The sequence below is a fragment of the Mycoplasmopsis gallopavonis genome, assembly GCF_900660635.1.
Lineage (GTDB): Bacteria > Bacillota_I > Bacilli_A > Mycoplasmatales > Metamycoplasmataceae > Mycoplasmopsis > Mycoplasmopsis gallopavonis.
Map to the genome: position 1 here is coordinate 540,336 of NZ_LR215031.1, position 25,286 is coordinate 565,621.

The 25,286-nt window shown below is 25.2% G+C and carries 17 protein-coding genes and 1 pseudogene; 9 read left to right on the plus strand and 9 right to left on the minus strand.

Annotation, left to right across the window (positions count from 1 at the left end):
* Window positions 1–28: 28 nt before the first annotated feature.
* From EXC53_RS02255 to EXC53_RS02280, 6 genes are all read right to left on the minus strand, one after another.
* The gene (locus EXC53_RS02255) at window positions 29–1,000 is read right to left on the minus strand and encodes an ABC transporter ATP-binding protein (RefSeq protein WP_119571982.1); all 972 of its coding nucleotides are present in this window, start codon (window positions 998–1,000) and stop codon (window positions 29–31) included.
* A complete protein-coding gene (locus EXC53_RS02260) occupies window positions 1,000–9,174 on the minus strand; it encodes an ABC transporter permease (RefSeq protein ID WP_119571981.1) in 8,175 nt (2,724 codons plus the stop codon). The genes EXC53_RS02255 and EXC53_RS02260 overlap by 1 nt, the downstream gene beginning before the upstream one ends.
* 125 nt (window positions 9,175–9,299) lie before the next feature.
* Window positions 9,300–11,330 carry an ATP-dependent zinc metalloprotease FtsH gene (gene ftsH / locus EXC53_RS02265; RefSeq protein ID WP_129724650.1) on the minus strand — a complete coding sequence of 677 codons (2,031 nt, stop codon included), beginning with the start codon at window positions 11,328–11,330 and terminating at the stop codon, window positions 9,300–9,302.
* A 132-nt stretch (window positions 11,331–11,462) separates the two neighbouring features.
* The gene (tilS, locus tag EXC53_RS02270; protein WP_129724652.1) at window positions 11,463–12,320 is read right to left on the minus strand and encodes a tRNA lysidine(34) synthetase TilS; all 858 of its coding nucleotides are present in this window, start codon (window positions 12,318–12,320) and stop codon (window positions 11,463–11,465) included.
* Window positions 12,320–12,874, minus strand: a complete 555-nt coding sequence (pth, locus tag EXC53_RS02275) for an aminoacyl-tRNA hydrolase (RefSeq protein WP_119572292.1) — start codon at window positions 12,872–12,874, stop codon at window positions 12,320–12,322. Before pth ends, tilS begins: the two co-directional genes overlap by 1 nt.
* Window positions 12,865–15,087, minus strand: coding sequence for an ATP-dependent DNA helicase (locus EXC53_RS02280; RefSeq protein WP_119572291.1), 2,223 nt, complete (start codon window positions 15,085–15,087; stop codon window positions 12,865–12,867). The genes pth and EXC53_RS02280 overlap by 10 nt, the downstream gene beginning before the upstream one ends.
* A gap of 279 nt (window positions 15,088–15,366) precedes the next feature.
* Between EXC53_RS02280 and EXC53_RS02285 the strand changes: the two genes are divergently transcribed.
* From EXC53_RS02285 to EXC53_RS02310, 6 genes are all read left to right on the plus strand, one after another.
* Entirely contained in the window at window positions 15,367–15,864 is a 498-nt protein-coding gene (locus EXC53_RS02285) for a chromosomal replication initiator protein DnaA (protein WP_129724654.1), read from the plus strand.
* 31 nt (window positions 15,865–15,895) lie between these two features.
* Window positions 15,896–17,110 carry an IS3 family transposase gene (locus tag EXC53_RS02290; protein WP_129724594.1) on the plus strand — a complete coding sequence of 405 codons (1,215 nt, stop codon included), beginning with the start codon at window positions 15,896–15,898 and terminating at the stop codon, window positions 17,108–17,110.
* A gap of 34 nt (window positions 17,111–17,144) precedes the next feature.
* The gene (locus EXC53_RS02295; RefSeq protein WP_223214514.1) at window positions 17,145–18,059 is read left to right on the plus strand and encodes a helix-turn-helix domain-containing protein; all 915 of its coding nucleotides are present in this window, start codon (window positions 17,145–17,147) and stop codon (window positions 18,057–18,059) included.
* Between the two features lie 134 nt (window positions 18,060–18,193).
* Window positions 18,194–19,309 (plus strand): DNA polymerase III subunit beta, encoded by a 1,116-nt coding sequence (locus EXC53_RS02300; RefSeq protein WP_119572317.1) that lies wholly within the window; start codon window positions 18,194–18,196, stop codon window positions 19,307–19,309.
* 17 nt (window positions 19,310–19,326) lie between these two features.
* On the plus strand, window positions 19,327–19,548 hold the full coding sequence (locus EXC53_RS02305) for an RNA-binding S4 domain-containing protein (protein WP_119572316.1): 222 nt from the start codon (window positions 19,327–19,329) through the stop codon (window positions 19,546–19,548).
* Window positions 19,549–19,600: 52 nt separating this feature from the next.
* Entirely contained in the window at window positions 19,601–19,846 is a 246-nt protein-coding gene (locus tag EXC53_RS02310; RefSeq protein ID WP_119572315.1) for a TM2 domain-containing protein, read from the plus strand.
* 25 nt (window positions 19,847–19,871) lie between these two features.
* On the opposite strand, the gene EXC53_RS02315 is transcribed toward EXC53_RS02310, so the two are convergent.
* On the minus strand, window positions 19,872–20,363 hold the full coding sequence (locus tag EXC53_RS02315) for a hypothetical protein (protein WP_129724527.1): 492 nt from the start codon (window positions 20,361–20,363) through the stop codon (window positions 19,872–19,874).
* A gap of 209 nt (window positions 20,364–20,572) precedes the next feature.
* Window positions 20,573–21,178 (minus strand): ribonuclease HII, encoded by a 606-nt coding sequence (locus EXC53_RS02320; RefSeq protein WP_119572333.1) that lies wholly within the window; start codon window positions 21,176–21,178, stop codon window positions 20,573–20,575.
* Window positions 21,179–21,247: 69 nt separating this feature from the next.
* On the opposite strand from EXC53_RS02320, the gene EXC53_RS02325 reads away from it, so the two are divergent.
* The 3 genes and pseudogenes from EXC53_RS02325 to EXC53_RS02335 all read left to right on the plus strand — a co-directional run bounded on the left by EXC53_RS02325 (window position 21,248) and on the right by EXC53_RS02335 (window position 23,969).
* On the plus strand, window positions 21,248–21,778 hold the full coding sequence (locus EXC53_RS02325; protein ID WP_119572332.1) for a hypothetical protein: 531 nt from the start codon (window positions 21,248–21,250) through the stop codon (window positions 21,776–21,778).
* Window positions 21,778–22,530 (plus strand): class I SAM-dependent methyltransferase, encoded by a 753-nt coding sequence (locus EXC53_RS02330; protein ID WP_119572331.1) that lies wholly within the window; start codon window positions 21,778–21,780, stop codon window positions 22,528–22,530. The genes EXC53_RS02325 and EXC53_RS02330 overlap by 1 nt, the downstream gene beginning before the upstream one ends.
* Before the next feature lie 342 nt (window positions 22,531–22,872).
* A pseudogene (locus tag EXC53_RS02335) lies at window positions 22,873–23,969 on the plus strand (IS30 family transposase).
* On the opposite strand, the gene EXC53_RS02340 reads toward EXC53_RS02335, so the two are convergent.
* Window positions 23,966–25,276, minus strand: coding sequence for an IS3 family transposase (locus tag EXC53_RS02340; protein ID WP_129724658.1), 1,311 nt, complete (start codon window positions 25,274–25,276; stop codon window positions 23,966–23,968). The pseudogene EXC53_RS02335 and the gene EXC53_RS02340 sit on opposite strands and share 4 nt — an antisense overlap.
* Window positions 25,277–25,286 lie beyond the last annotated feature (10 nt).

The following is a 25,286-nucleotide window of genomic DNA, read 5'->3' on the forward strand; positions in this document are numbered from 1 at the left end:
AAAATAAGCATTAAAAAATGCTTATTTTTTAATCTCTTAAATGTAATCCTTTTGGATGAGATGGATTTGGGTTAATTTCAACCTCTTCAATTCTTCCTTCTTTGACACGAATTACTTTGTCTGCAATTTTATCAATCAACGGATCATGGGTAACCATGACAATTGTTGTTCCGTATTTTTTATTGATATCTCATAAATAAGATAAAACAATTTCAGAAGTATTTCCGTCTAAAGCTCCAGTTGGTTCATCAGCAAAGATAATTTCTGCATTTTTAGCTAATGCTCTTAAAATCGAAATTCTTTGTTGTTGTCCACCAGACATTTGAGCAGGGAATTTATGTTTAACATCTTCCATGTCAAATTCTTTAAATAAATTATCTAAATCTAATTTTTTAGATTTATCTTTTTGTAAATAAGCCCCTGTTTCAACATTATCATAACCTGATAAATTTTGTAAAAGGTTGTAATTTTGGAAGATAAAACTAACATGTTCACGTCTAAATAAAGTTAAATTTAAATCACTTAAATAAGGTAGGTTTTTATCACAAACAATAACTTGTCCATTACTTGGACGATCTAAACCACTTATTAAATTTAAAAGTGTTGATTTTCCTCCACCTGATTTTCCAAAAATTAAGACAAATTCACCTTTATTAATTGTTACAGAAACATCTTTTAAAACACGAGTAACTGTGTTTCCTGATAAGTAATATTTAGAAACATTTTTAACTTCAATAATTGCATTTTCTGAATTTTTGAGATCTTTATTTTCGTCTTTTGAACGTTTTTTGTTTGCTGCTTTTTTAAGAATTTTGACAATTGAACGATCAACAGTCATCCGATTGCTTCCACCATCAGCATTTAAAACTTCAAAAACATTCTTTTTAGTCACTTTAACACCAAGAGATTTTTTACTCAAAATTGATGATTGATCAGCGTCCATAGTGGTTTTTGTTTCTTGTTTTGATTGTTCTAAATCTTTGTTGTTTTTTGTTTCCATTATTTCCCTTTCAATAAATCAATTGCTTTAATTTTATTAATACTTCTTCAAATTAAAATCGAAGTTAAAGTGAAGATTAAAAAGACTACTAAGACTGTTAATAAAACAGTTAATAAAGTAATATTTAGCGGCACAGCGATAGCTGCCGTTGAAGTTAAGAATCCACCAAAAATCAGCATAAATCCAATTCCAAGTGGAATAGCTATTGCAAGAGCTGTTAAGATAAATGGTATATAAATACCGAAAAACATTCGAATTTTTTCTCTATTGTTATAACCTAAAATACTTCATATCGCAATGTTCTTCTCATTTTCATTAATTAAAATTGTTGAAATAATAATCAAAATAATAATTGAAACTAAGAAGCTTAGGATTGAAATGATTGTAATAATAATTTGGACTGTTGAAGAAATTGTTTTGGTGAAACCAACTTCAATTTCTTTAGCGTCTAAAGTAAATGCTAATGCGGTATAAACTGAATCTGAATAAATGTTTGCAAATTTTTGAATATTAATTGCAGCATTTCTTTTAGCTGTTTGATATTCTTGTTTTAACGCAGTAGAACTATAAGTATTAAGATCGAAGTTTGGATTTAAGAACTTAATAATTTGTTCTGGTGTATAACCATCTTTTTCCATTACACCAGGTGCTAAGTTTTCAACAAAAGCACTTGAACCAAAAATACCATCAAAAAGATCGTTTCTTTCATTTTCTTCAAGTTTATCAGCATTAAAACTATCACCGCTTGGACTATAACCTGAATTTGAATAAAGTCCTGTTGTTCAAATTAATTGTTTTGGTTCTGTTGATTTTGAAAGAATTCCATTAAAGACAGGATATTTTGGATTGCTTGTTAAGCTGTCCAATCCTACAATTTTATCTGCTGCTTTTTTAGGAATAATAAATTCATTATTAATATATGTATTAATAATTCCAACGACCTTAAATTTATATTCTTTTTGATAAAGATTTGAGTCAAGACCCATTATTGCGTTTACTTTTTCTTTATAACGATCAATATGGTTTTGAACACTTGCTTTAAAGATTGAACCTTCTTTTAAATTGAATAATGAACGAGAAACATTATTGATTACTACTGGAATTTCCTTAGTAACATCTTCACCTTGTTCCTTAAATTTTTGGTTAATTAAACTAATTAAGTTATCACCTTTAAGGTTAACAACTTCTACAAATTTAGAATTGTCTTGATATCCATACAATTTAATATTTGTATCTTTTAATGAAGTTTGAACATAAGTGAAACCTTCATCTTCTTTTGGATCAAAGTAAATTGAGTTAAATGAAACAAAGAAGTCATAAATTGGAGCTAGTTTTGCTTTTTCTTCGTCTGTTTTTGCTTGTGCTCTTAATTCTTCTTTTCTTTGATTTTCTAAATTAAGAGCAGCATATCCGTTTGCTAAAAATTGACGATATTCAGCTCGATGATTATCTGTTGTGATTTCTTCACGATCAAATTTGTTAGATAAGTTATTTCATTTATAGAAGTAGAATTTACCATCAACAACATTTTGTTCATTTGGAACATAGTGGAAGAATCAATCACGATTTTGTTTAGTTTTAGCACCGTCAATTTCGTTTGTTTTTACTAAATTACCATTGACATCTCGTTTTTCTTGGTAAACTAACCCAACTTGGGTTGATTCAAGAGCAAAACCAACCTTATCACGAACTAATGTAATTCTCGATTTTTGAGTGTCAGGAAGTGAATTATAAACAATACTTCAAGGATCGATTGAAACACCCTTGTTAATTTTAATATTAACTGAAAACTGAGTGATTAAGTGTCCAGTAAATTGTCCAGGATTTCCGTTAGCATTATAAACATTAATTGCAGGTGAATATCCTGTACCAAAGTAGTTACTTTGGTACATATTCATTTCTTCTCCGACTCCAATTGGAACATATAGTCCATTTGCTAAATCTGTTGAAGATAAGTTATATGGATTTAAAGCTCCTCCTTCTCTTGTTGGAGAAGATAAATCATATTTATAGTTGTAATGTCTATTACCGTAAGTTCAGTTGATTGAACGATCAAACACCCCGAAAGTACCAAATGCAAAAACCGTTGTAATACTTGCTAAAATTACCGAAATTGCAAATGACATTAATTTACCAAAACTATTAAATAAAAGTGATAATGAGAATTTGGTTTTGATATTCTTTTTCTTACTTCATTTTTGGATTTTAGCATTAAATTCACTAGTATTTAATTCAACAATTCCGCTCATTAAATCAATTGCTTTGAATTTTAATGAGTGCAGAGCAATGATTATAATCAATAAACACATTGCACCTAGCGGTGTAAGAATATTAATTAATAAACTTGTCAGAGATAAATCTAAAGTCGTAATTGGAATTGTTCAATAACTTTGAAGTAAACGAATTGATAAACCATGGAACATAAATCCGGTTAGAAATCCTAATGTTCCACCTAAGAAAATTGTAAAGAAAGCAAATGTTGTTAATGATAAAGCAATTTGTAAAGGTGTATATCCTTGAGCTACTAAAATACCAATAACTTTATTTTTGTTAGCAATATAACGCTTAATAATAAAGATAATTGAAATTCCCACAAGAGCCACTAAGATGATAAGGAAAACTAATGCTACAAGTTTAACAGCACGAATAATTCCGTTGGTTGTTGTAATTCTTAAACTACGCTCTGGGTTTAAAGGATCTATTTCATTTGTGAGATAAACTCTTTGTAAATTCACGCTTGAAACAATAGATTTTTGAACAATTTCTTCTAAATCTTTTTGAAGATCTTTAATTTGTTTGTTTGTATATTTTAAAGGTGCTTTTACTGTTAAATATTCTTTAACTAAATTACCTCTAAATGATTGTCTAATCCGATCAAATCCAGCTTGGTTTACATAAACAATAGCTTGGTTTTTGGTATTAACTTGGATGTTATTTTCGTCAATAACTGGGTAAAGATAGTCAAATGTAATATCATCACCAATGATAATGTAATCTGATCCACTAATGTTAATTTTGTAATCATTTGGTAATTTTGAAATTAAAGACATAATGTCAACTGGATTTGCGGGGATTTTACCATTGTAGATTTTTTTATTATTTTTTTGTAATCAAGCAAAATTTGCTTTTGCAAGATATGATTCTGGTTTATTAAATTGTAAAAGTGATGATGTATAAGTTACATTAGTAATCGAATCCATCATTTTAATAATTGTGTCAATTAAATTAATATCAAATGGAGAGTATTTCTCTTTATTTTCTGAAATTAATTTTTGTAAAGTTAAGATGTAATCATTATCGATTGCTACTTGGAAAGTATAATCACGACCAACAATTGGGTTTGGAATAGATGGTGTTAAATTTAATTTTAAAAGTGTGTCTACAAATTCATATGATCATTTTTCGTTATTAAACAATGTTTCAAAGTCAACTAATTTTTGATTAATAAAGTACGCAATATTAGAATTGCTATTTGCCTCTTCTCCAATAGAGTTAGTGTCCGCTAATAATCAAATTAATAATTGTGGATTTTTTGCTCTTAAAAGCGGGTTAAGAAGCACATCTGAAACACCAATACTTGATAATGAAATTGTGTTATAGTTTTTCTTAAAAATTCAGTTTAAAACTTTAAAGTTTTGATTTACATATTCATTTGTTAAAAAACCGTTAATTAAATTGTTTAAAACAACTGATAAGAGATTTTTGTAACCTAATTTGTAACTTCCAATTTGAGTTATTTCTCCATAATTAAAGAATGCGTCAGAACTTGCAATATAAGAAAATAGTTTTGTAAGTTCAAGTTCATGTTCTTGAAGATACTGTTTAAATTGAGGGTTGTTATTTGCTAAATAATTAAGTCCAGAAAATTCATATTCGTTATTTTCGTTTTTAGCAAAAAATAAATCTCTCATTTTTTGCGGATTTGCAAGTGAGCGAGAAACACCAAATTTAGTTTTTTGATATCCGGCAATATTTAAACTAGCAGGTTGGAATAAATCGAATGAATTAAACATTTCAATTACATTTTGACGGTTTGCAAGTGCTAAAAGTTGATTTAAGAAAACTTTCTTAGCTTCAAGTGAAGCCCCTTCTACTTCAAGAACTTCTCAAAGCGGTTTAAATAAATTAAAAGCAGGACCTACATAAGCGTATTCATCATCACTATTGTATTGATCAAAAATTCCAATAATTCTTTTGGCTAAGCTGAAAAATAATGAGGAACTTTGAGCATCATTAGTTGTATCAAAATATTTAAATAAATTTGAAATACTTAAATTTGATTTTAATTTAGTATTGTTTGTATCTAGTTTAATTAAATTGAGAATTTCTGTTCATTCTCTTACTTTTTGGGAAATATCTTCTTGGTTATAAACAACTTTATTTCCGTTTTTGTCTTGTCCGCTTCACCCGAAAAATGTTCCTAAAAGTTGTTTTTCAATCATTTTAAGTTCATCTCAAACGATTTCTTGTTTTGTTTTAACAAACTCTAAAACATATTCCAATTTGACAAAATCACTTTGATCATTTAATGTTGGCGGACCACTTGGTTCTGCTGAATTATTTACACTAGGTTTGCTTTGGAATAAAGGTAAAAAGTCAAAGTAATCTAATTTATCAGGATCTGCAACAGGAATTGTTATATAAGTATTTTCATCAATTTTAATAGTTGATCCTTTTGATGAAATATTAAACATTTGAATTAAAATTTCTTTAATTCTTTTGTTTGAACCTGGTTGAGCAAATAAACTTTGTAAAAAGCTTTGAAGTCAAATTGTTGAATTTAAATAACCTGCACTATAATATTTAGTTTTAGATACATTTGTTTTAAATTCGAGATCGTAAGTTGTTTCAACTAAATCAAATTTAGTAACTTTAATTTTAGAGTCTAAAATTCTTACAAAAGTATCAAGTTCAAAACCTTTAATAAGATCTTTAATACCATTTATTAAATTATGGAATCTAAATTTACTATTATTTTTATAAGCATCCATTTGATTTAATAAAGTTTTTAATCCATCACCAAGTAAGTTAAAAAATTGTGATAAAGGATTATCCGGTGAATCAAAATTAGAAATAAGTTCAATATTTAAATTATCAATTAAACTTAATAATCCATCACGAGCATGCTCTCAATCAATTGATTTTAAAAGTCATAAAGCAATTTCATGATAACTAATTTTTCTTTGATAAAAAATTTCGTCAGGATGCTTTTCGACATATTCTTCTTCAACTTTATTACCATCTATATCAAAGTATTTATTATATAAATTGATAAAGAAATCATTTGTATATTCTGTAAATTGTTGGAAATTAATTGAATTGATAATTTTGATTAAATTATCAATTACAACAATAGGATCTTTTGAAAGATCAACTAAATTTTTTCATGGTAATCCAAAAGTAAATGAACTACCAAAAGCTGTGCTTACAAAATTATCAATTTTTTGGATTTCGTTTGTTAGATATTCTTTTCTTTGGGATGGGTTTTGAGCTAAAATTTTCTCTTTAATACGATTTAAAATTGTTATTAAAATTTTAGCTACCTGATCACCGTTTGGATCATGAGCTAATTCATAAATTCCATCTAAAATCATTTTAGGAAGAATATTAAAATTAATTTGAGCTGATGAGAAAACTTTCGCAAAATTATTTTTTTCGATACTAATTTCAAACGCTCTTGAAAGTGAATAAACTTGTTCCTTTGTAATAAAACTATCTTTAATTAAATCTGTGCTTAATAAAGATTTTTCAACACTATCAATTCCTTTTTTAAGTGTGTTAAAAAGACGGGCCTCTAATTCGATTTCTGTATTTGGGCCACGGTAACCAAATGGTACATAAACTTGATTTGAAAAATCACTTGATTTTGCAACTCAACCATCAGGATTAATTTGAGCTTTAATTGTTAATAAATTATTAGAAGCACTAATTAATTCATAAAATTGTTCAATATCCATAGTTCCATTTGGATATTTTTCTAAATGAACATTTTCTCAATATTGAATTTTGTTAGCTTGAGCTATTGAATAAACTGGGTGTAATAAGATTAATTTACCAGCATTTCAAGTTACTCCTAAATTTGCAAAATTAGGAGCAAGATCATAACCGTATTTTGATAATTTGTAGATTTTTTTATTTCTTAAAGTTGATGTTTCTTTTGAAAGATAATTATTGAAAATAATATTGTTATATTCAATATCAGGATTAATATATCTTGGATCTGGTGAAACATTATAGTTAGCTTGATAAATAAGAACCTTCGCTACAAAAGGTGGAATTTGTTTACTTTTAAAAATACTACTATCTTGAAATTGACTACCATCCAATTTAATGTTAGCAGCATCTTCATTAACTAATTTATTAATTTCAATCGGAATTTCTAAAACTTTACCTTCTGTATCTCCTGTATTTACTAAATGAAAGACATATTTTTCATTATCGTTAAATGAGTCAATTGTAATTGTTTGTCTAATTCCAATATTTTTAGGATCCCCAACTCTTTCGAGTACTTTATTATAAATATTTTGTTTAGTAATTCTTAAAGCACCATCTTTAATGATTTTAAAGCGTTCTTCATTAATTTGTTTATTTGTAATATCTTTAAATTCACTAAAAGTCAAGTTATCTTTATTAGTTTCTAATTGGGCAATTGTTTTTGGTTGTTCTAAAGAATAATAGTTTTGAATACTTGTTTTTGTTTGTCCGTTATTTTTAAAATCAACAATAAGATCAGGGTTTTTAAATATTGCATCAGAAATTTCTTGATATTTGCTTGGTGCTAATTTTAATTTAAGAGTTGTCGCTTCTGTTAAAGTAATTGAACCATTTGAAACAATTGAATCATTACCTTCACTTAAATGTTCACTAGGTAATAAATTACCTTCAGCGTCGTATCTTAAAACAAAAGATTTTAAACTTTTTTCTCAAAGTGAAAAATCCACAATTTCAGGTGTTAATCGATTTTTTTCTTTTAAACTTTCAATAAAAGTTAAATAAGTACCTGTTCAATCATTTTTATGAAATTCATCATATGTTAAATGATAATTTTTACGAGTGAAGAAAGTGTAATTTTCTTGAATCCCTGTTCATTCAGTCGGAATTGAGTAATCTTTATCTTTTAAAAAAGTAAATTTCTTTTTGTTTGTAACCGTAATTTCTGAATTAGGAATGATAGATTCATAACTAAAACGCATCTTCAATTTTTTATTAATTAAAGTCGCTAAATCATCAATTTGTAAAATGCTTATTAATCCACTTGAAAATTCATCATTTAAACGTCTCTTATAATATGAATTATTTTCTGCTGGCACAAACCCTAATGCACGAGCTACATTTTGTGAACTAACTTTTAAGACTAACCTATTTTCTTTTTCTCAATTTCTTGCTTTCAAACGATCAAAAGTAGCTAAAAAATCATTTGTAGTAACATCAACAAATAATTCAGGTACTTGATTAATAAAAATTTCTCGATCGTTTATTGATCCTAAAAATCCTATATCAGATAATTTATATTGTTTATCAAAACGAAATTCTGCTGAATTATTTTTATTAATTGTTCTAGAAATTAAATCATTAGTGTAAGTTCCGTTTTCTTTGGTGTAAAGATCAATTTGATAATTTTGTTTTAAAACAATTTTACGAAGAGAATCTTCAAAATAAAGTTGTAACAAAGGTTGATCGTTTAAATTAGATTTTTCAGGATTATAGTTTGCATAAAGATTTAAAAAGTCATAAGTTTTTATATATTTGTTAGCATAACTTTGTTTTTCTTCTGGTGTTTTGAAAAAAATTGATAAATTTAAAAATTCTTGATCTTTTAAAGAGTTAAAATCAATAATTTTATAAACTTGATTAAATAATTCTTGACCATTTTCATCAACTTGAATATAGTTTAATGGTTTATTATAATCTTGACGAGCACTATTTTGAGATAAACCATTAACATAATAACCATTGTTAAAAGCCGTTCCATTTGCAGGTAAGTTAATATCAACAGTTAAATCATGATAATCAGACTTTTTCTTATATGAATTATATTGTCTTTGCATTGATTGATAAGTATCATTTAATAGGGTAAAAATTCCTGATGTTAAAAAAATCAAGATTGCAAGACCTGATACTACAATTTTATTTTTAAACAAAGATCTTCAAACTTCTTTAAATAATCTTCACATAAAAAACTCCTTTAATTTATCTAAAATAATTAATATTAAATAATTATAAATGTTTAAGGACTAATAAAAATAATATTTTTTTCGATAAAAAAGACGCTAGATGCGTCTTTTCTCTTTAACTAATTTTAGTTATTTTGCTCAATTTCTTTATCAAGTTCTTGAATTTTTTGTTCGTCTTTTTTAAGATCTACTTCTGTTAAATTATCACTTTCAGCTATTAATTTATCAATTGTTAAATCTCTTTTTTCTTCAATCTTTTCTTCTATTTTTCTCGGAGGAAGTTCTAAATGTTCTGCAATATATTCGATTTCTTCCGCAATAATTGTTTCTTTTTCTAAAAGTAGTTCTTTAATTAATTCTAATAATTTTTTATTTTCGTTAATTACTTTAGTAGCTATTTGTTTTGCTTCTAAAATTATTTTTCTAACTTCTAAATCTATTTCATGACTAATTTGGTTTGAAATAGAAGAACTTGTAGCTAAAGTTTTACCTAAAAATGGACTACCTGATTCTTCTTGATATTTAATTGGACCAAGATCACTCATACCAAATTCTGTAACCATTCTACGAGCAATTGATGTTGCTTTGTTGATATCATCAGATGCACCTGTTGTGATTTTTTCAGGTCCATAAACAATTTCTTCAGCTGCACGACCACCCATGAAACTTGCAATTGTTGCTAACAATTCTTCTTTTGTGTAATTGTACTTTTCATTTTCAGGCATCATTAAATTATATCCACCAGCTTGTCCACGAGGAATAATTGTAATTTTTTGAACTTTGTTTCCTCCTGGAATTTTGATCCCTACAACAGCATGACCAGCTTCATGATATGCTACTAATTTTAATTCTTCAGGAGTAATTGTTCTTGATTTTTTAGCAGGACCAGCCATTACTCTATCAATAGCTTCATCAATGATATCTAATGTAATTAATTGACTTTTTTCTCTAACTGAAAGTAAAACAGATTCATTAATAACATTTTCTAATTGAGCACCTGAGAAACCTGGTGTTCTTCTTGCGACTCTTTCAAAATCAACTTTTGAATCAAATCTTTTACCTTTTGCGTGTAATTTAAGAATTTCTTCTCTTTCTTTTACATCAGGTAATCCGACTGTAATAACACGATCAAAACGACCTGGACGAGTTAAAGCAGGATCTAAAACATCTGTACGGTTAGTTGCTGCAATAAATAAAATTCCTGAATTTTCTTGAATACCATCCATTTCAACTAGAAGTTGGTTAAGTGTTTGTTCACGTTCGTCGTGTCCACCACCAATTCCACTACCTCTTGTTCTTCCGATTGCATCTAATTCATCGATAAAAACAATTGCGGCAGGATTTTTTCTAGCTTCAGCTATAACTTGACGTACCCTTTTTGCTCCCATACCAACAAAAAGTTCAACGAAATTAGAAGCAGAAACAAAGAAGAAAGGAACTCCCGCCTCACCCGCTGTTGCTTTCGCAAGTAATGTCTTACCTGTTCCTGGGGGACCCCCTAAAAGAATACCTCTTGGCATTCTAGCTCCTGATTCTTGATATTTTTTAGGATTTTTTAAATAATCTACAATCTCTTTAATTTCTTCAATTGGTTCTTTATTTCCGGCTACATCTGAAAATTTCTTATCAGATTTAATGATTTGTGCAGGACTTTTTTCTCCAAACGGATTAGCACCACCATTCATTGCTTTTGATTGAGCACGAAAAATGAAAAACATTGCACCAATAAAAATAATTGTTGGGATTAATGAGAATAATAATTGTAAGAAAATGTTTGGACTACTAATTTCTTGTCCTTTAAATCCTCCAACAATAGATATATTTTCACCTTGTAGAGTACTAAAAATTTTTGTACCTTTTACAAGTTCTTGGGTTGCGTTTGATAAATAATCAACATTTCCCGCAACTGTGCTATTAATTAATTTATCACCATCTTGTAAAATATAAGAAATAGTGTTGTTATTTAAAGCATTAATTTCTTTAAAATAAATATTATCGCTATCGCTTAAAGCTGCTTTATTAACAAGTTCTGTGAAAGAAGTTAAATTACTTGTTCCAGATCCTTTAGATAAAAATGAATAAACAATAAAACCAATAATACCTAAAATCACAAGAATAGTAAATACTATATATCACGGATTTCTTTTTCTGTTCATTATATTTCCTTTCTAATTTATATAGAAATAATTTTATATTATTTTGGAAAAAAATTTAGCATTTGAGTTTTTTTTCTGCTAATTATTACATTTAATAAATAAATTTTTATATATTTTTGAACTATTTTTAAACTAATTTTCCTCTTTTTTTATTAAATAATTAAAATCATCTAATTTATATTTGCTAGTTCTGTTTTTTGATACTAAAAATTTAATTATTTCTTTAATTTTTCCTTTGGTTAAATTAACATTTTCAAAATGTTGATTAATAAATTTATAAATCAATGATTCTTGGTTAAGAAAATTAACAAAAACATCTTGGGAAAACTCATTTTCTTTTCAAATTTTATATTCAAGATTAATTTGTTTTTCTTTTTGTCTAAGTTTTAAATTTTCTTTTAGAAAATAAATAAAAATTATTATTTTTTTAAAAAATGAATAATTTTTTATCTGTTTTCTAATTCTATTTCTTAAATATTTATCTTCAAAATTTGTGTAATCGTCTCTATAAGGAATATTCTTTTTTTTGCAAATTCTTAGAATTCTGGCTTTTGTAAAACAAAAAAGCAACGGTCTTTTTATTTTCATTCCTAAAAAATGATTTGTTTTTTTAATTCCATAATAATTAATATATTTACCGCTATTTTTTTGCATAATTGCAGTTTCTAAAAAATCATCGAAGTGATGAGCAATTAGTAGTTGATTGCATTTTTCTTGCTCATAAATTTTTTTAAAAAATAAATATCTTTCTTTTCTTGCTCAATCTTGAAAATTACCTGAAAGATAAGAATTTTTATTCAATATTAATTTAAAGATAGGAATTTTATTTTTATTACAAAAATCTTGTACCAACTGTTCATCAAGTTTAGAGTCTTCTCTTTGGTTGTAATTAACATAACAGACAATAAGATTTTTATTTTTATAAGCATCAAGTAAAAACATACTATCTGCACCACCGCTAACAGCTAATAAATATTTATTTTTTCGCATTATTTTAATTTTGAATTAAATTTATTCATTACGCTCAAAATGTCATTAAATGAAAAAGCAATCGCTGCTTCAGAGCATTTTTCTAAAACATTTTCCAAAACCAACATTTCTTGTGGTTTAAAACGACCTAAAACAAAATCTTTAAGTGGACCTTCGTGCGGTGAATCAATACCTACTTTTAAACGTTTAAAACTAGTTGTCCCTAATTGTTGAACTATATTTAAAACTCCATTGTGACTGCCGCCGCTTCCACCTATTTTGATCGCACTTTTTCCGAGCGGAAAATCTTTTTCGTCATGAATAACTAAAATGTCATCAGTGGAAATTTTAAAATAATTTGCAAGTGAAGAAATAAATTCGCCTGATTTATTCATATATGTCATTGGTTTAGCTAAAACAAGATCATCAATCTTTACATATTGACCATTAAATTTTGATTTATTTAAAGTAACCCCCAATTTTTCACAAATTTTATCAATTGCTAAAAAACCTACATTATGTCTTGTGAATTTGTATTGTTCTCCTGGGTTTCCTAATCCGACAATTAATTTCATTTTTCTCCTTTTAAGAATAATTCTAAATTTGTTAATATTTCTTTTTTGTAAACTTCATTTTTTAAATTAATTTCTCTATAATCTGATTTATTTGTGGTTACTATTGCTAAATATTTTTTTGCTCGTGAAGTCCCTGTATATAACATTTTTTTAGTTAACATAAAATTATGTTTTGGATGAACTAAAAAAATTACATTATTAATTTCACTACCCTGAAATTTATGTACAGTAACACCATAGCCAAGAGCAATTTGATTATAAAATTCTTCTCTTGTGTAAACAATAGTTTTATTTTCGTGTCCTTGATTAAACTCAATTTTAATTTTCTTATCTTTAGCTTTAGAACTAGTTCCTTCATCAACAGCAACAATTCTTCCAAAATCTCCATTATAAATTTCATCATTAATTCTGTTTTCTAATTGAATAACTTTATCACCAACTCTAAACTCAATTGTTTGACCTAATTTTTTATAAGTATGGACAACCCTTCCTTGTGGATTAATTTTATTTTGAATTAAATTATTTAAGTTAATTAAACCTTCATTTCCTTTATAAGTCGGACATAATAAGATTAAATTTTCTAAATCTGTCTTTTGAAGTTTTTTAGAATAAAGATCAACCAACTGATCAGTTAAGGTTAAATCATTAAATTCATACAAATCAACTATTCCTTTATGAAACTTAGGTAACTCACCTTCTTTTTTTATTGAATTAAAGTGTTCTCAAATTGTTTTTGAGTCACTTCTAAAATAATCAACTAAATAAGTTGCTGAAAATTTATTCGATAAAAGAAGATTTTCTAATAAATTCCCTGGACCAATTGCCGGTAGTTGATCAATATCACCTATTAAAACTAATTTTTCTAAATTAGGACATGATCTTAATAGTTTTTCAAAAATATTTAAATTAACCATTGAAAACTCATCAATAATTAAAACTTTAATAAGTTCTCGATCTTCGTCATATTCCGGTTCTTCTAAGTCGGTTGGAATTCTTAAAAAACTATGAATTGTTTTGACTTTTGATTTAATTTTATTTGAAATGTTTGTTGCTGCACGACCTGTTGGAGCTAAGATTACATAATCATTTTCATTTTTATAACGATTGAGTTTTAATGTTTGATTTAACTTATTAATAAGATGAGTTTTTCCTGTTCCTGGGCCACCTGTAATTATTAATATATTTTCTTTTAAAAAAGATAAATAAGCTTCTTGTTGTTTCTTTGATAAATCATTAAGTTTTGAAGAATCTAAACTATCAAATATTTTTGGAGGTTGATTATTTATTTTTTCAAGAAATTCATAAATAAAAAATTCTTTTTTTCTTGTCGAACCTAATGAAAAATAATCTTTTCCATTTTTATTGTAGTAGAACAAATAACCTTGATTGCAAAGATCTATAAGAATTTCTTTCAAAATAGGTGATTCTATTTCCGTTTTAGTTTGTAAGTCTACAAAAATTTCTGTAGCAGGTAAAAGAGTTGAATTATCTCTTTCTTTTTCTTGAATAATAAACTTTAAATAAGCTTTAACTCTTTCTGGGAAAGATTTTGAGTATTTTAATAAAAGAGCAAATTGATCTACTAACAATAAATTTAAGTTATATTTAGTATACAAAATATAAGGTTGGTTTTTTGTATAAAACTTCACAAAATCTATGCTTTCATCATTGTCATGAATTTCTAACAATTTGTTATAAAGAATTTCTAAATTATTGTTATAAAAAAACGAAATAGAACTCATATCTGCTTCACCAGTTTTCCCTAGAAGCTCTTTTATGGTTTTTTGGTTTCTTGGAATTTTTCAAAAATCTTTAAAACCCTCTATTTGCGATGTGGTTAAATTATTTTTTAATTCTTCTTCATTATCTTCATAAAAATTAATTAAATCAAAAATTTTAGCTCCATAAATTTCATTAATTTTTTCCGCCGATTTTTGTCCAACACCTTTTATATGATTTTTGAAAAACTCAACTCAATCAATTTGTGTATTTTCTTTTTTGTAAGGTTTAAATTCTAATAAACGATAATTCCGATTATTTGGTTGGACAAGTATTTCATAATCAACATGACACATTGGTAATGGTGCTACTGCATAAATCACAATTTTACTTTTTTCATTTTCTGGTTGAAAATAAATAAGTCCTCATTTATCCCCGTCTTTTTTAATAAAAGATTTAAATGTCCCTTTTAACTCTTTAACTTCGTTATTCATAATTTTAATTATATCAATATTTAAAACTCAAAGCTCTTACTTATCGTGTTAATTAGGTTGTGAATAAATATATGGATAAAATTTATATAAGTAAAAAATATAAACATATTTATACACATACTTATAATCAAAATATATATTTTTAAAATAAAATGTGTATAAAATACTTTTTGCTTATAAAAATAGACTTAAAAATTGTTAATAAAAATGTTTATAAACATTAAAAAATAAAAAAATAAATTTTATTCACATCTATTAAAATAAGAATAAAATTATTGTATGAGTAATATAGATAATAACCAAAATTCAACAACCACAAAAGCTTTATTAGATAATTACACAGAACAATTTAAAGAACATATGAAAAACCAAATTGAAGATAACATGGTTTTTCAAACATTTTTTAAAAAATCTAAAATTTTAAGTGTTTCTAACAACTTTGTTTTAATATCATTTGATCTTAAAAATGTAGAATATTACGACAAATATAAACAATATTATTCAAAACAAATAAACAATGCTATTAAAGAAATTTTTGGAGAACAATTTTCTTATAAAGTTCAAAATATCCAAGATTTTAAGCAAGAAAAAATTAAAGAAGAAAACAAACAAATTATCAAAATTCCAGAACCAATAATTAAAGATAAAACAATTAATAATTTTCTCTATAACTCAATAAATGATGAATTTACGATTAATAATTTTGTTAAAAGTGAGTTTAATAACGAAAGTACTAAAATATCATTAAATTTAATAGAAAAAAACACAAATATATAAACTAGGACAATAAAAATTAACATTCCTTCGAATGTTAATTTTTTATATTTTTAAAGGAGAAAAAATGGGAAAACATTTTACAGAAGAACAAGAAAAAGAAATTTATAATACATTTTTTCAATTAGGTAAAAAGGATGCGATTGAACTGATGTATAAATATGGTGCAAAAGCAAAAGATAAATATGTGAAAGCGAGATTACGAAGAATATTAAAACATTATAATTTTAATATGAATAAAAAACCAAGAAAGCCTGGAACCGGTAGGTCAAGAAAAGCGAAAGAACAAGATATAAATTGAAACATTTTTACACGAGAAGATTTAATTGAAATTGCAAAAAGATATAGAGAAATTACAAAAGATAAATTTAAAACAGAGAAAGTTCAAGAGGCATCAAATATTAATATGGCTTCGTATAAACTTGCTATTTTGTTGTATCTTTGTAGACAAACAATATCCAAACATAAAAGAAATAATTTTGCTCCTAAAAATAAATCCAGAAAAATAAAGTACCAAGACTTGATTATTGATTCATTTAAACAAAATAGATCTAAATATGGTAGACAAAAATTAAAATATTTTATCTTAAAGCACTATAAAATAGACATAAACGAAAGAACTCTAGGAAGATATATGAATGCCTTAGGTTTATTTTGCAATGTCAGAAAAAGAAAAAAACTAAAAGAATCAAAGAACACATCTATCATAAAAGAAAACATTGTTAATAGAGATTATAATGATGTATATAACAGAAATATATACGCTACTGATGTAACATATCTTCCAGCGACAAAAGATGCAATAAACAATAATGTTTATCTTTCAGTAGTAATTAAACATAAAACTAAAGAAATAATTAGTTTTTCTCTTTCCAAATTTAATGATTCAAAATTAATTTACAAAACATTTGAAAATGTTGATTTTGAAAAAAGTTTTATACTACATTCAGATCATTGCTCAACTTATACATCTGATGATTTTTCTCGTTTTATTCAAAATAAAGGTGGAATAATTTCGCTTTCAAAAGTAGGAAATAGTTTAGATAATAGAGTTGTGGAATATTGATTTTCAAATTTAAAAACTGAATTAATTAGAGATTTAAATATCAAAGCTATGACTTTGAATGAACTAGAAAAAGTGATATCTAATTATGTTCATTGATACAATAAATTTAGAATTCAATCATGTCTGAATTGAAAAACCCCATACGAATATAGTATGGGGCTATCCAATTTAATAAATTGTTAATTTTTTCTGTCCTAGTTTAATATCATTAGTTTTTTTAACAAGTAATTCTGGTTTAGGAAAAACTCATTTATTACACGCAATAGCTAATGAAATTAAAAAAGAAAAAAGAAGTTTTGTTTATTTTAATCCTGCTATTTTTTTAAGGGATATAGTTAATTTATTAAAAGAAAACAACAATGATATCATTACTAAATTATTAGAATACTACTCAAATGTAGATTTAGTCTTATTTGATGATTTTGAAACAATCGCAGAAGGAAATAAAATAGCTACTAAAAATTTTATATTTCAAATAATTGATACTAGATTGCAAAATAAAAAGCCTACTATCATTGCTTCTCAAAAAGAAATTAATAGTTTAAAAGAAGTTCTTGACGAAAAACTTATCACAAGATTATCTTCTGGATTTATAACAAAAATAAATGAACCTAAAAAAGAAGATTTAATGAAAATTTTGGAATTTTTATTAACAGAAAATGGAATAAATATTTCTAATATAAATGAAAAGTCTAAAAATTATATTATTAGAAATCATTCAAAAAATATAAGTTCTTTAATAGGAGCTGTAAAGAGAATTGATTTTTATAAAGAAGAAATAAACAATTCTAACAATACAGAAGAAATAATATATTCAATATTTAAAGATTTAGTTAAAGAAATAGATGAAATTTTACCTGAAAATATTTTAAAAACTATTGCTAAACATTATAGAATTAATACAAAAGATATTTTAGGAAAAACTAGGGAAGCGAAAGTTGTTGTAGCTAGACATATTGCTATGAATATATTTAAAGAATTGCTTGATTGATCTTCTGTAGAAATTGGCAAATATTTTTATAGAGATCACTCAACAGTCTTAAATGCTTTTAAAAAACATAAACAAAATCAAATTAATAATAAAGATAATGAATTTGAAATTATTAAAAATAAGATTTTGGGGATAAACTAAAAAGATATTAACATCTTATCCACAATTAATAAATATTAAAAATTGATTTTTCTTTTTAAATTTATTTATTTTTTGATGTTTTTATCTTTTTATACACTTTTCAACATTACATATTATTTATATAAGGAGAAAAAATGAAGTTTTCAATTAAAAAGAAAATTATAGAACCTATAATTGATTTTATATATAGTTACATAGATACAGCAGATACATCTCCAAGCGGAAAAAGTATTGGTATAGAAATTAATTCTGATTCTTTAAAATTAATAGTAAATAACACAAGTTTTGGAGTAAAAAAAGAATTAGAAATTGATGAAACAAATATTATGTTAGAAAGAAATGGAAGAACAATTATTAATGCTTCTATTTTAAAAAATATAATTAAAAAATTTGACAGAATAATTACGTTTGAATTAGTCGGGGAAACAGTTGTAATTTACGAAGGTTCTACAAAATTTGAAATTGCTACAATTGATGATCAAAGATTTTTTATGATTGACTTTAATGAAGCTAATAATAGATTTGAAGCTGAATCTAAAAAATTGGAAAAAATAATTAATGATGTTTCTGTTTCAACAGCTACTAATACAGATAAAATCAATTCAACAATTTATAAATGTGTAAATATAAAAACAGAAAATGATAATTCAATTCGTTTTGTTGCAACAGATTCATATCGTATGTCAACAGAAATAATGAAAACTAATAAAAAAATAGATATTAATGTTGTTATAGAAGCAAAATCATTGAAAAAATTAATTACAAAAGAAACTCCAAAAAAGATTTTTGTGTTTTTTAATGACTCTAAATTAGGAATTTCTTATAAAGAAACAATAATTCAATTAAATCTAACAAATCTAAATTATTTAGATACTTCTAAATTATTTGATTTTGAAATTAAAAATGTAATTTATATAGATAAAAATGAATTATTAAAAATAATTAATAAAGCCGTTTTTATGGTTAATGAAAAAGCAAGAAGACTTGAATTTAAATTTTCACAAGAAGGAATTAAATTAAATTTTGAAATACCAGAAATTGGAAGTTCTCAAGCTTATACAAATAATTATCTTTTAGAAGGTCCTGATTTTGAAATGGATATAGATTTTAATTTTCTAAAAGACGCATTAAGTGTTTTGGAAAATGATAAAATAAAGATAAATATTAGTGCTAGATATGATAGATTGCTTTTTATTTCTGAAAAAGATCCAGAAAACAAGCAATTAATAACACCACTTAGAAGATATTAAGAAATAAGGAGTAAATTATGATTATAAAAATAAAAGGTGACTCAATAAAAGTTAGTCAATTTCTTAAAAAAATAGATGAAATTCAAACAGGTGGTGCAGCAAAAGGGTTTTTACAAAACAATGTTGTTAAAATTAACGGACAAATTGCCCAAGGAAGATCAACAAAAATTCGTCCTGGGGACATCGTTTGAGTAAATGACACTTTAATTAAAGTTGAATCAGAATTAGAAACAATTTAGTTTAAAAAATAATTAAAATAAAAATTTTAATTATCAACACTAGGAGAAAAAAATGGAAAATAATTTTTACTATGAAATAAAACAAGAAAAAAGTGATAAAAGTTATGTTGCTTTATGTCTACTTTCTTTCTTTTTAGGATGCTTAGGTATTGATAGATTTTATGCCGGAAGAATCGGATTAGGTGTATGTAAACTATTATTTGGTTGAATGAGAATGGGTATTTGACCACTTGTAGATTTTATTTTAGCTATTGCAGGTAAGCAAAAAGATTCAGAAGGAAAATACATTACACAATAAAAAAACGCTTTTTAGCGTTTTTTTGTTATTTTAAATAATTTTTAATAAAACTTAAAAAATCAAAATAATTTAAGTTCATTTTTTCACCAATTTTAACAACTGAGTATTTTAAAATAAATTTAGCAAATTCTTCTTTTGATATTTTGTAATTTACTTCTAAATTAAGTTGTTCTTTATTGTTATAAAAGAAACTAAAAGTTTCATTGATAAATTTTTTATAAAATAATTTTGTTCCTCTTGGTGTTCAAGCAATTTTACTTCGAATATGTTCTTCAAGATTGTAAGACATAACTCCATTTTTTGTTTGTAAATTGTAATTCAATTTTTGAACTTGAATTTGCGGGTAGTTTTCAATATCGATAGCATCAACATCTTTAAATTTTAAAATAATAGGATTTTTCATTTTTAAAACTCAAAATAAAATCGAAAAAATTAATATAACTGATAAAGGAATTAATAAACTAAAACAACCTACAACTACAAAGAAAACATTTTTATCAATATTAAAAAAATACATTATTTTTAAATAATTTAAAACAAAAATTATTAATAAAATGGAATTAATTAATAAAAAAACTAAATATAGATAAATTTTTGATAAAAAGAAATTTTTACAAAATAAAAAATAAAATTTACTCTTAAAAGCTCTTTTAGCTTGTGAAATTACTTTAATTTGCGAAAAAATAATAAAGTTAAATAAAATTCATAATAAAAAAGCAAATTGCATTATTTTTCTCCTCTGTTTAGATATTTTAAAACCGGTTTGTATTTAATTCTATGGTATTTGCACGGACCGAATTTTTCAAGAGATTCTAAATGTTTTTTAGTTCCGTATCCTTTGTTATTTTTCCAAAAATATTGTGGAAATTGAAGATCTAATTGGTCCATAATTTTATCTCTTTCTACTTTAGCTACGATACTTGCAGCTGCAATTGAAATTGCGATCGAATCACCTTTCACAAGGTTATGAAGCGGTTTTTCTGTTTGGATTTTTTCATAATCAGTTAAAACAATTTGATATTTAATTCTAGCTTTCTTCAAACATTTTTCCATTCCTAAAATTGAGGCTTTTTTAGGACCTAATTTTTCTATTTCCTCTAAAGAAACGACATAATACCCAAAATCTAAAGCATCTCTTTGAATCTCTAAATAAACTTCTTCTCTTTGTTTTGGAGATAATTTTTTTGAATCTTTGATTTTAAGATTTTGATAATCAGAATTAAAAATAACATAACCTACAACTAATGGTCCTGCTAAACATCCTCTACCAACCTCATCTAAACCGATAACAACTTGATTAGGGCCAAAAGTATTAATTTCATAATCTAACATATTTTAATTATATTTTGTTTTAATTCAAGGTTATTAAACTTGATAAAATTTAATAAAGAAAGAGGTTTTATGGCTAATTTACTTAAAGGTATTTGCGATAGTTGTAAAAAACCATATGAATATTTATATGGAGATATTGAATTAACTATTCAATTAAAGTTTTTTTTAAACACAATAAGTAGTAAACAAATTAATTTATTAGATAAAACAAAATTTGATAATTTTTATAGAAATTATATCGAGCAACAAATGTCTCAAATGGGAGAATTTTCAGAAGAAAGAATTAACAAAACACTCGACAATCTTTATCAAGATATATTAAGTGCATTAACTAGTGAAGAGCAAGAACTTCTTAAAAGAAATATCTTAATGGATTCGTTAGTAACTATTGTGCCAATGTATGATCAAACAAAAGTTGGAACAGATGAAGCAAAAGTCATTTTTTCTCAATTTTTAAGGTTAAATTTCTTAGGTGGAAAAACATACCAAAGAGAATTTAAGAATCACCAAATAATTACAACAAGTGAAGATCAAAGATTTATGTTATGTCCTAAAGAAGAAACTCATACAGTTAGAATTTTATTTGAGGAAAAAATTTAATGGTTGCAAGAGATGAAGATTTAATTAATGCTTATCAAACCGAAACTGGACAAAGAATTTACACAAGAGCAGTTTTTGAAGTTGGTCTTTGAAAATCAGAAGAAAAACTAATTAAAAAATATGCTAAAACTACTGATCTTGTCCTTGATTTAGGAACTGGTTCAGGTAGAGTTGCGTTTGCTTTGAAAGATTTAGGATATACAAAAGTTATAGCAACAGATCTTTCGAGTGAATTAATTAAAAACGCAAACTATATTAAAGAAAATAATAATTATCAAGGAATTGATTTTTATTTAACTAAAAATCAATCTTTAAAATTTTTAAAAAATAATTCTGTGGATTTTGCTTTTTATTCTTTTAATGGTTTAATGTGTGTTCCGTTGCAAGATGAGCGAATCAAAATTTTAAAAGAAGTAGAACGAGTTTTAAAAAAGAATTCTTATTTTATTTTTACAGCAAAAATGATTGAAGGTGACTTGTTTTTAGAAAAATATATCAAAGAACAAGAAGAAAAACAATTATTAAGAAAACTGGACCCGAGAATAGAATTAATCGGTGATTCGATTTACTTAATTGATGGTAAAGAAGGTTTTTTACATTTTTCTTACCATCAAGAATTAGAAGATTTGATTAAAAAATATACAAATTTTGAAGTTATAGAAACAAAAACAAGAGATGAACTAGCAAATGAAAATGAGTTTGTAAAGAAATTTAGTGATAACACGACTTTTTGAGTTCTAAGAAAAATATAATAAGTGATTTATTGTAATATTTGTGTATTTATAATTAGAAAATAAAACTTTTTTATAAATAATAAAATATTTTAGTTTTTAATTAATTTGTAATTTGTTTTTTAAAGATATAAAAAGACACAATCCTTTCTTTTTGGAATAAACTGGGACACGAAAAGTGGACAAAAAGTTTAATTTACTAAAACACCTCAACACTCTTGAGGTGTGCTCGATTGTAATTTGCATTGCAACGAAAAAAATTGAAAAACAAAAGAAAAAAGCATGGTTTTATCCACGCTTTTTTTGTGTTTTTTAAAAATTATTTAAAATTTTTTGTGGTGTTTTTGAGAATAGGTACACCATATGAATTATAAAAGAATTACATTTAAAACGAGAGTTCAATTAGAATTTTTTTAAAAAATAGTTCACTCTCTATAGAACAAATTACTAAAGAAATTGGATTTTCAAAATCTACAATTTGAAGAGAAATCAAAAATAATTCAACAGAAAATGGATATATAGCAGAAGAGGCTGAAAAGAAACATAAAATAAGAGAAAAATGAAAATATCAATTTAAATTAGAATCTGAATTTTCTTATTACAATGATTTTACAAAAGCTTTTTTAAATATATATAATCCTATTTTTTTAGGAGTCAAAAATTCCAGATTAATAGTATATAATACCAATAATTTTCCTGTCCCTTCTTTAAAAACTTTGTACAACTGAATTAATAGTGGTTTATGAGCATTAACAAAGAAAAATAAATTACGAAGTTATTATAAAAAAGGCGGAAAAAGAAATGGGAATGTTTTAACAAGACTTGTTGGAAATAGATATATAGTTCCTATAACTTTTAGGCCTAAAAATATTAATGATAGGTCAGAATTCGGGCACTGAGAAGCTGATTTAATAATTGGAAAAACAGGTTCAAAAAGCGAACATTTACTAACTTTTGAAGAAAGAAAAACTAGGTATGGATTAATAAGAAAAGTACCTAATAAAAACCCTTGAATTGTAGCTAAAATTTTATTCGAATTAATTAAAGAAAGAAAATTAAATGTGAAGTCTATAACAATTGATAACGGATTTGAATTTAAGATCTTTTTCATGATAGGATATAGGCTACAAATTAAAATTTACAAAGCCGATGCATATGCATCTTTTCAAAAAGGTTCAATAGAAAACTTCAATGGATTAGTAAGAAGACAATACCCGAAGAAAACAAATTTTAACAAAATACTAGATGAAAATATAATAGAAACAGAAAGAAAAATTAACAATATGCCAAGAGAAATATTAGGTTTTTTAACATCTGATGAATTATTTTTTAATTGAAATTATTTTAAAGAACCTTGAGATCCAAAAATCAAAGAAATGCAATTATATGAATATTCTTATAGAAAAAGAAGATCTAACACCAAAAGAAATAAGTTCTTTAAAACTTATAAAAATAGTTAATTAAAACTCAAAACAAAAACACCAAAAAAACACCTCCCTAAATTTCTCAAGGGAAGGTGTTTTTCGTTGCACTGCAAGTTACACTCGAGCACACCTCAACACTCTTGAGGTGTTTTTCAATTTAATACTGATTGAATTCTTTCGTTGTTGTATCAAAACACAAAATCATCAATCAGTGATTTTAATTCATTAAAAGTTATTTTTGTAATATCGATTAATTTTAAACATTCTGATTTTAAAATTGAAAAGAAATATTCTGCTTCTCTATTATCTAAAGAATTTCCTACTCTACCCATTGATACAACACCATTGTTTTTCTGAATTAAATCTACATAAGTTTTTGAAGAATATTGGAAACCATGATCAGAATGAGCTATTCATTTTTTATCCATTTTGATTTTAGACATATGTTCCATTACTAGTTCTAAATCATTTCTTTTTGAAAGATTATAATTAACAACAAATTTGCTTTTGTGATCAATCGCAACAGATAAAAATACAAAATTGTTTAAGCAATCTTTTGGTGCAGAAATATAAGTAACATCAGTGGCAATTATTTGGCTTGTCTCTCCGTGATAATCACGATTAACAAGATCTATAAATTTTACGTTTGTGTTCTTTTGTTCTCTATCTATTTTCTTTCTTCTGATTAAACAAAATAAGTTTAATCTTCTCATCGCTCTACCAATAGTCCTATAATTTAGATCTATTTGGAATTTTGTTCTAATATAACTTTCCAATCTTTTTCTACCAAACAAACCCTTATTTTTCTTAAATGACTTAATTATTAATTCATCATATTTAGTATTTACAGATTTTTTTCTTGTTTGCTGCTCTTTAGTTTTTAGATTGTGAATTGTTGACTTAGATTTATTAAAGCATAGGCCCAATTTTCTTGTAGAAAGTGAAGATTTCTTAATTTTAGAAATATCAACTTCAATATTATTTCTATCAAAAGAGTCTTTATAAATTTCTAAAATTTCAATCAATTGTTCCTTAGGCATTTTTTCTCATTCCTTTTTTACAATTTCAATAGGAGTAATTTTTTGCCTTTTTGGTCTACCTGACCCTTTACCTTTTTTAGATGATTTACCTGTTTGCGATTCTATATTTATCATTCCTAAATTATATCTGTTATACTTGAAGACAAAATATTTTTTAGCCTCATTGAATTTTCTATCAAAAAAACTAAAACCTCTGATTGAATAATATTTAAGTTCAAAATCATTTTTTGATATCAAATTATTTTTGTAATCTTCATAACTATCGAATAGTTCTAATCATTCATGTGCCTTTAATTGTCTCATAATACCTCCT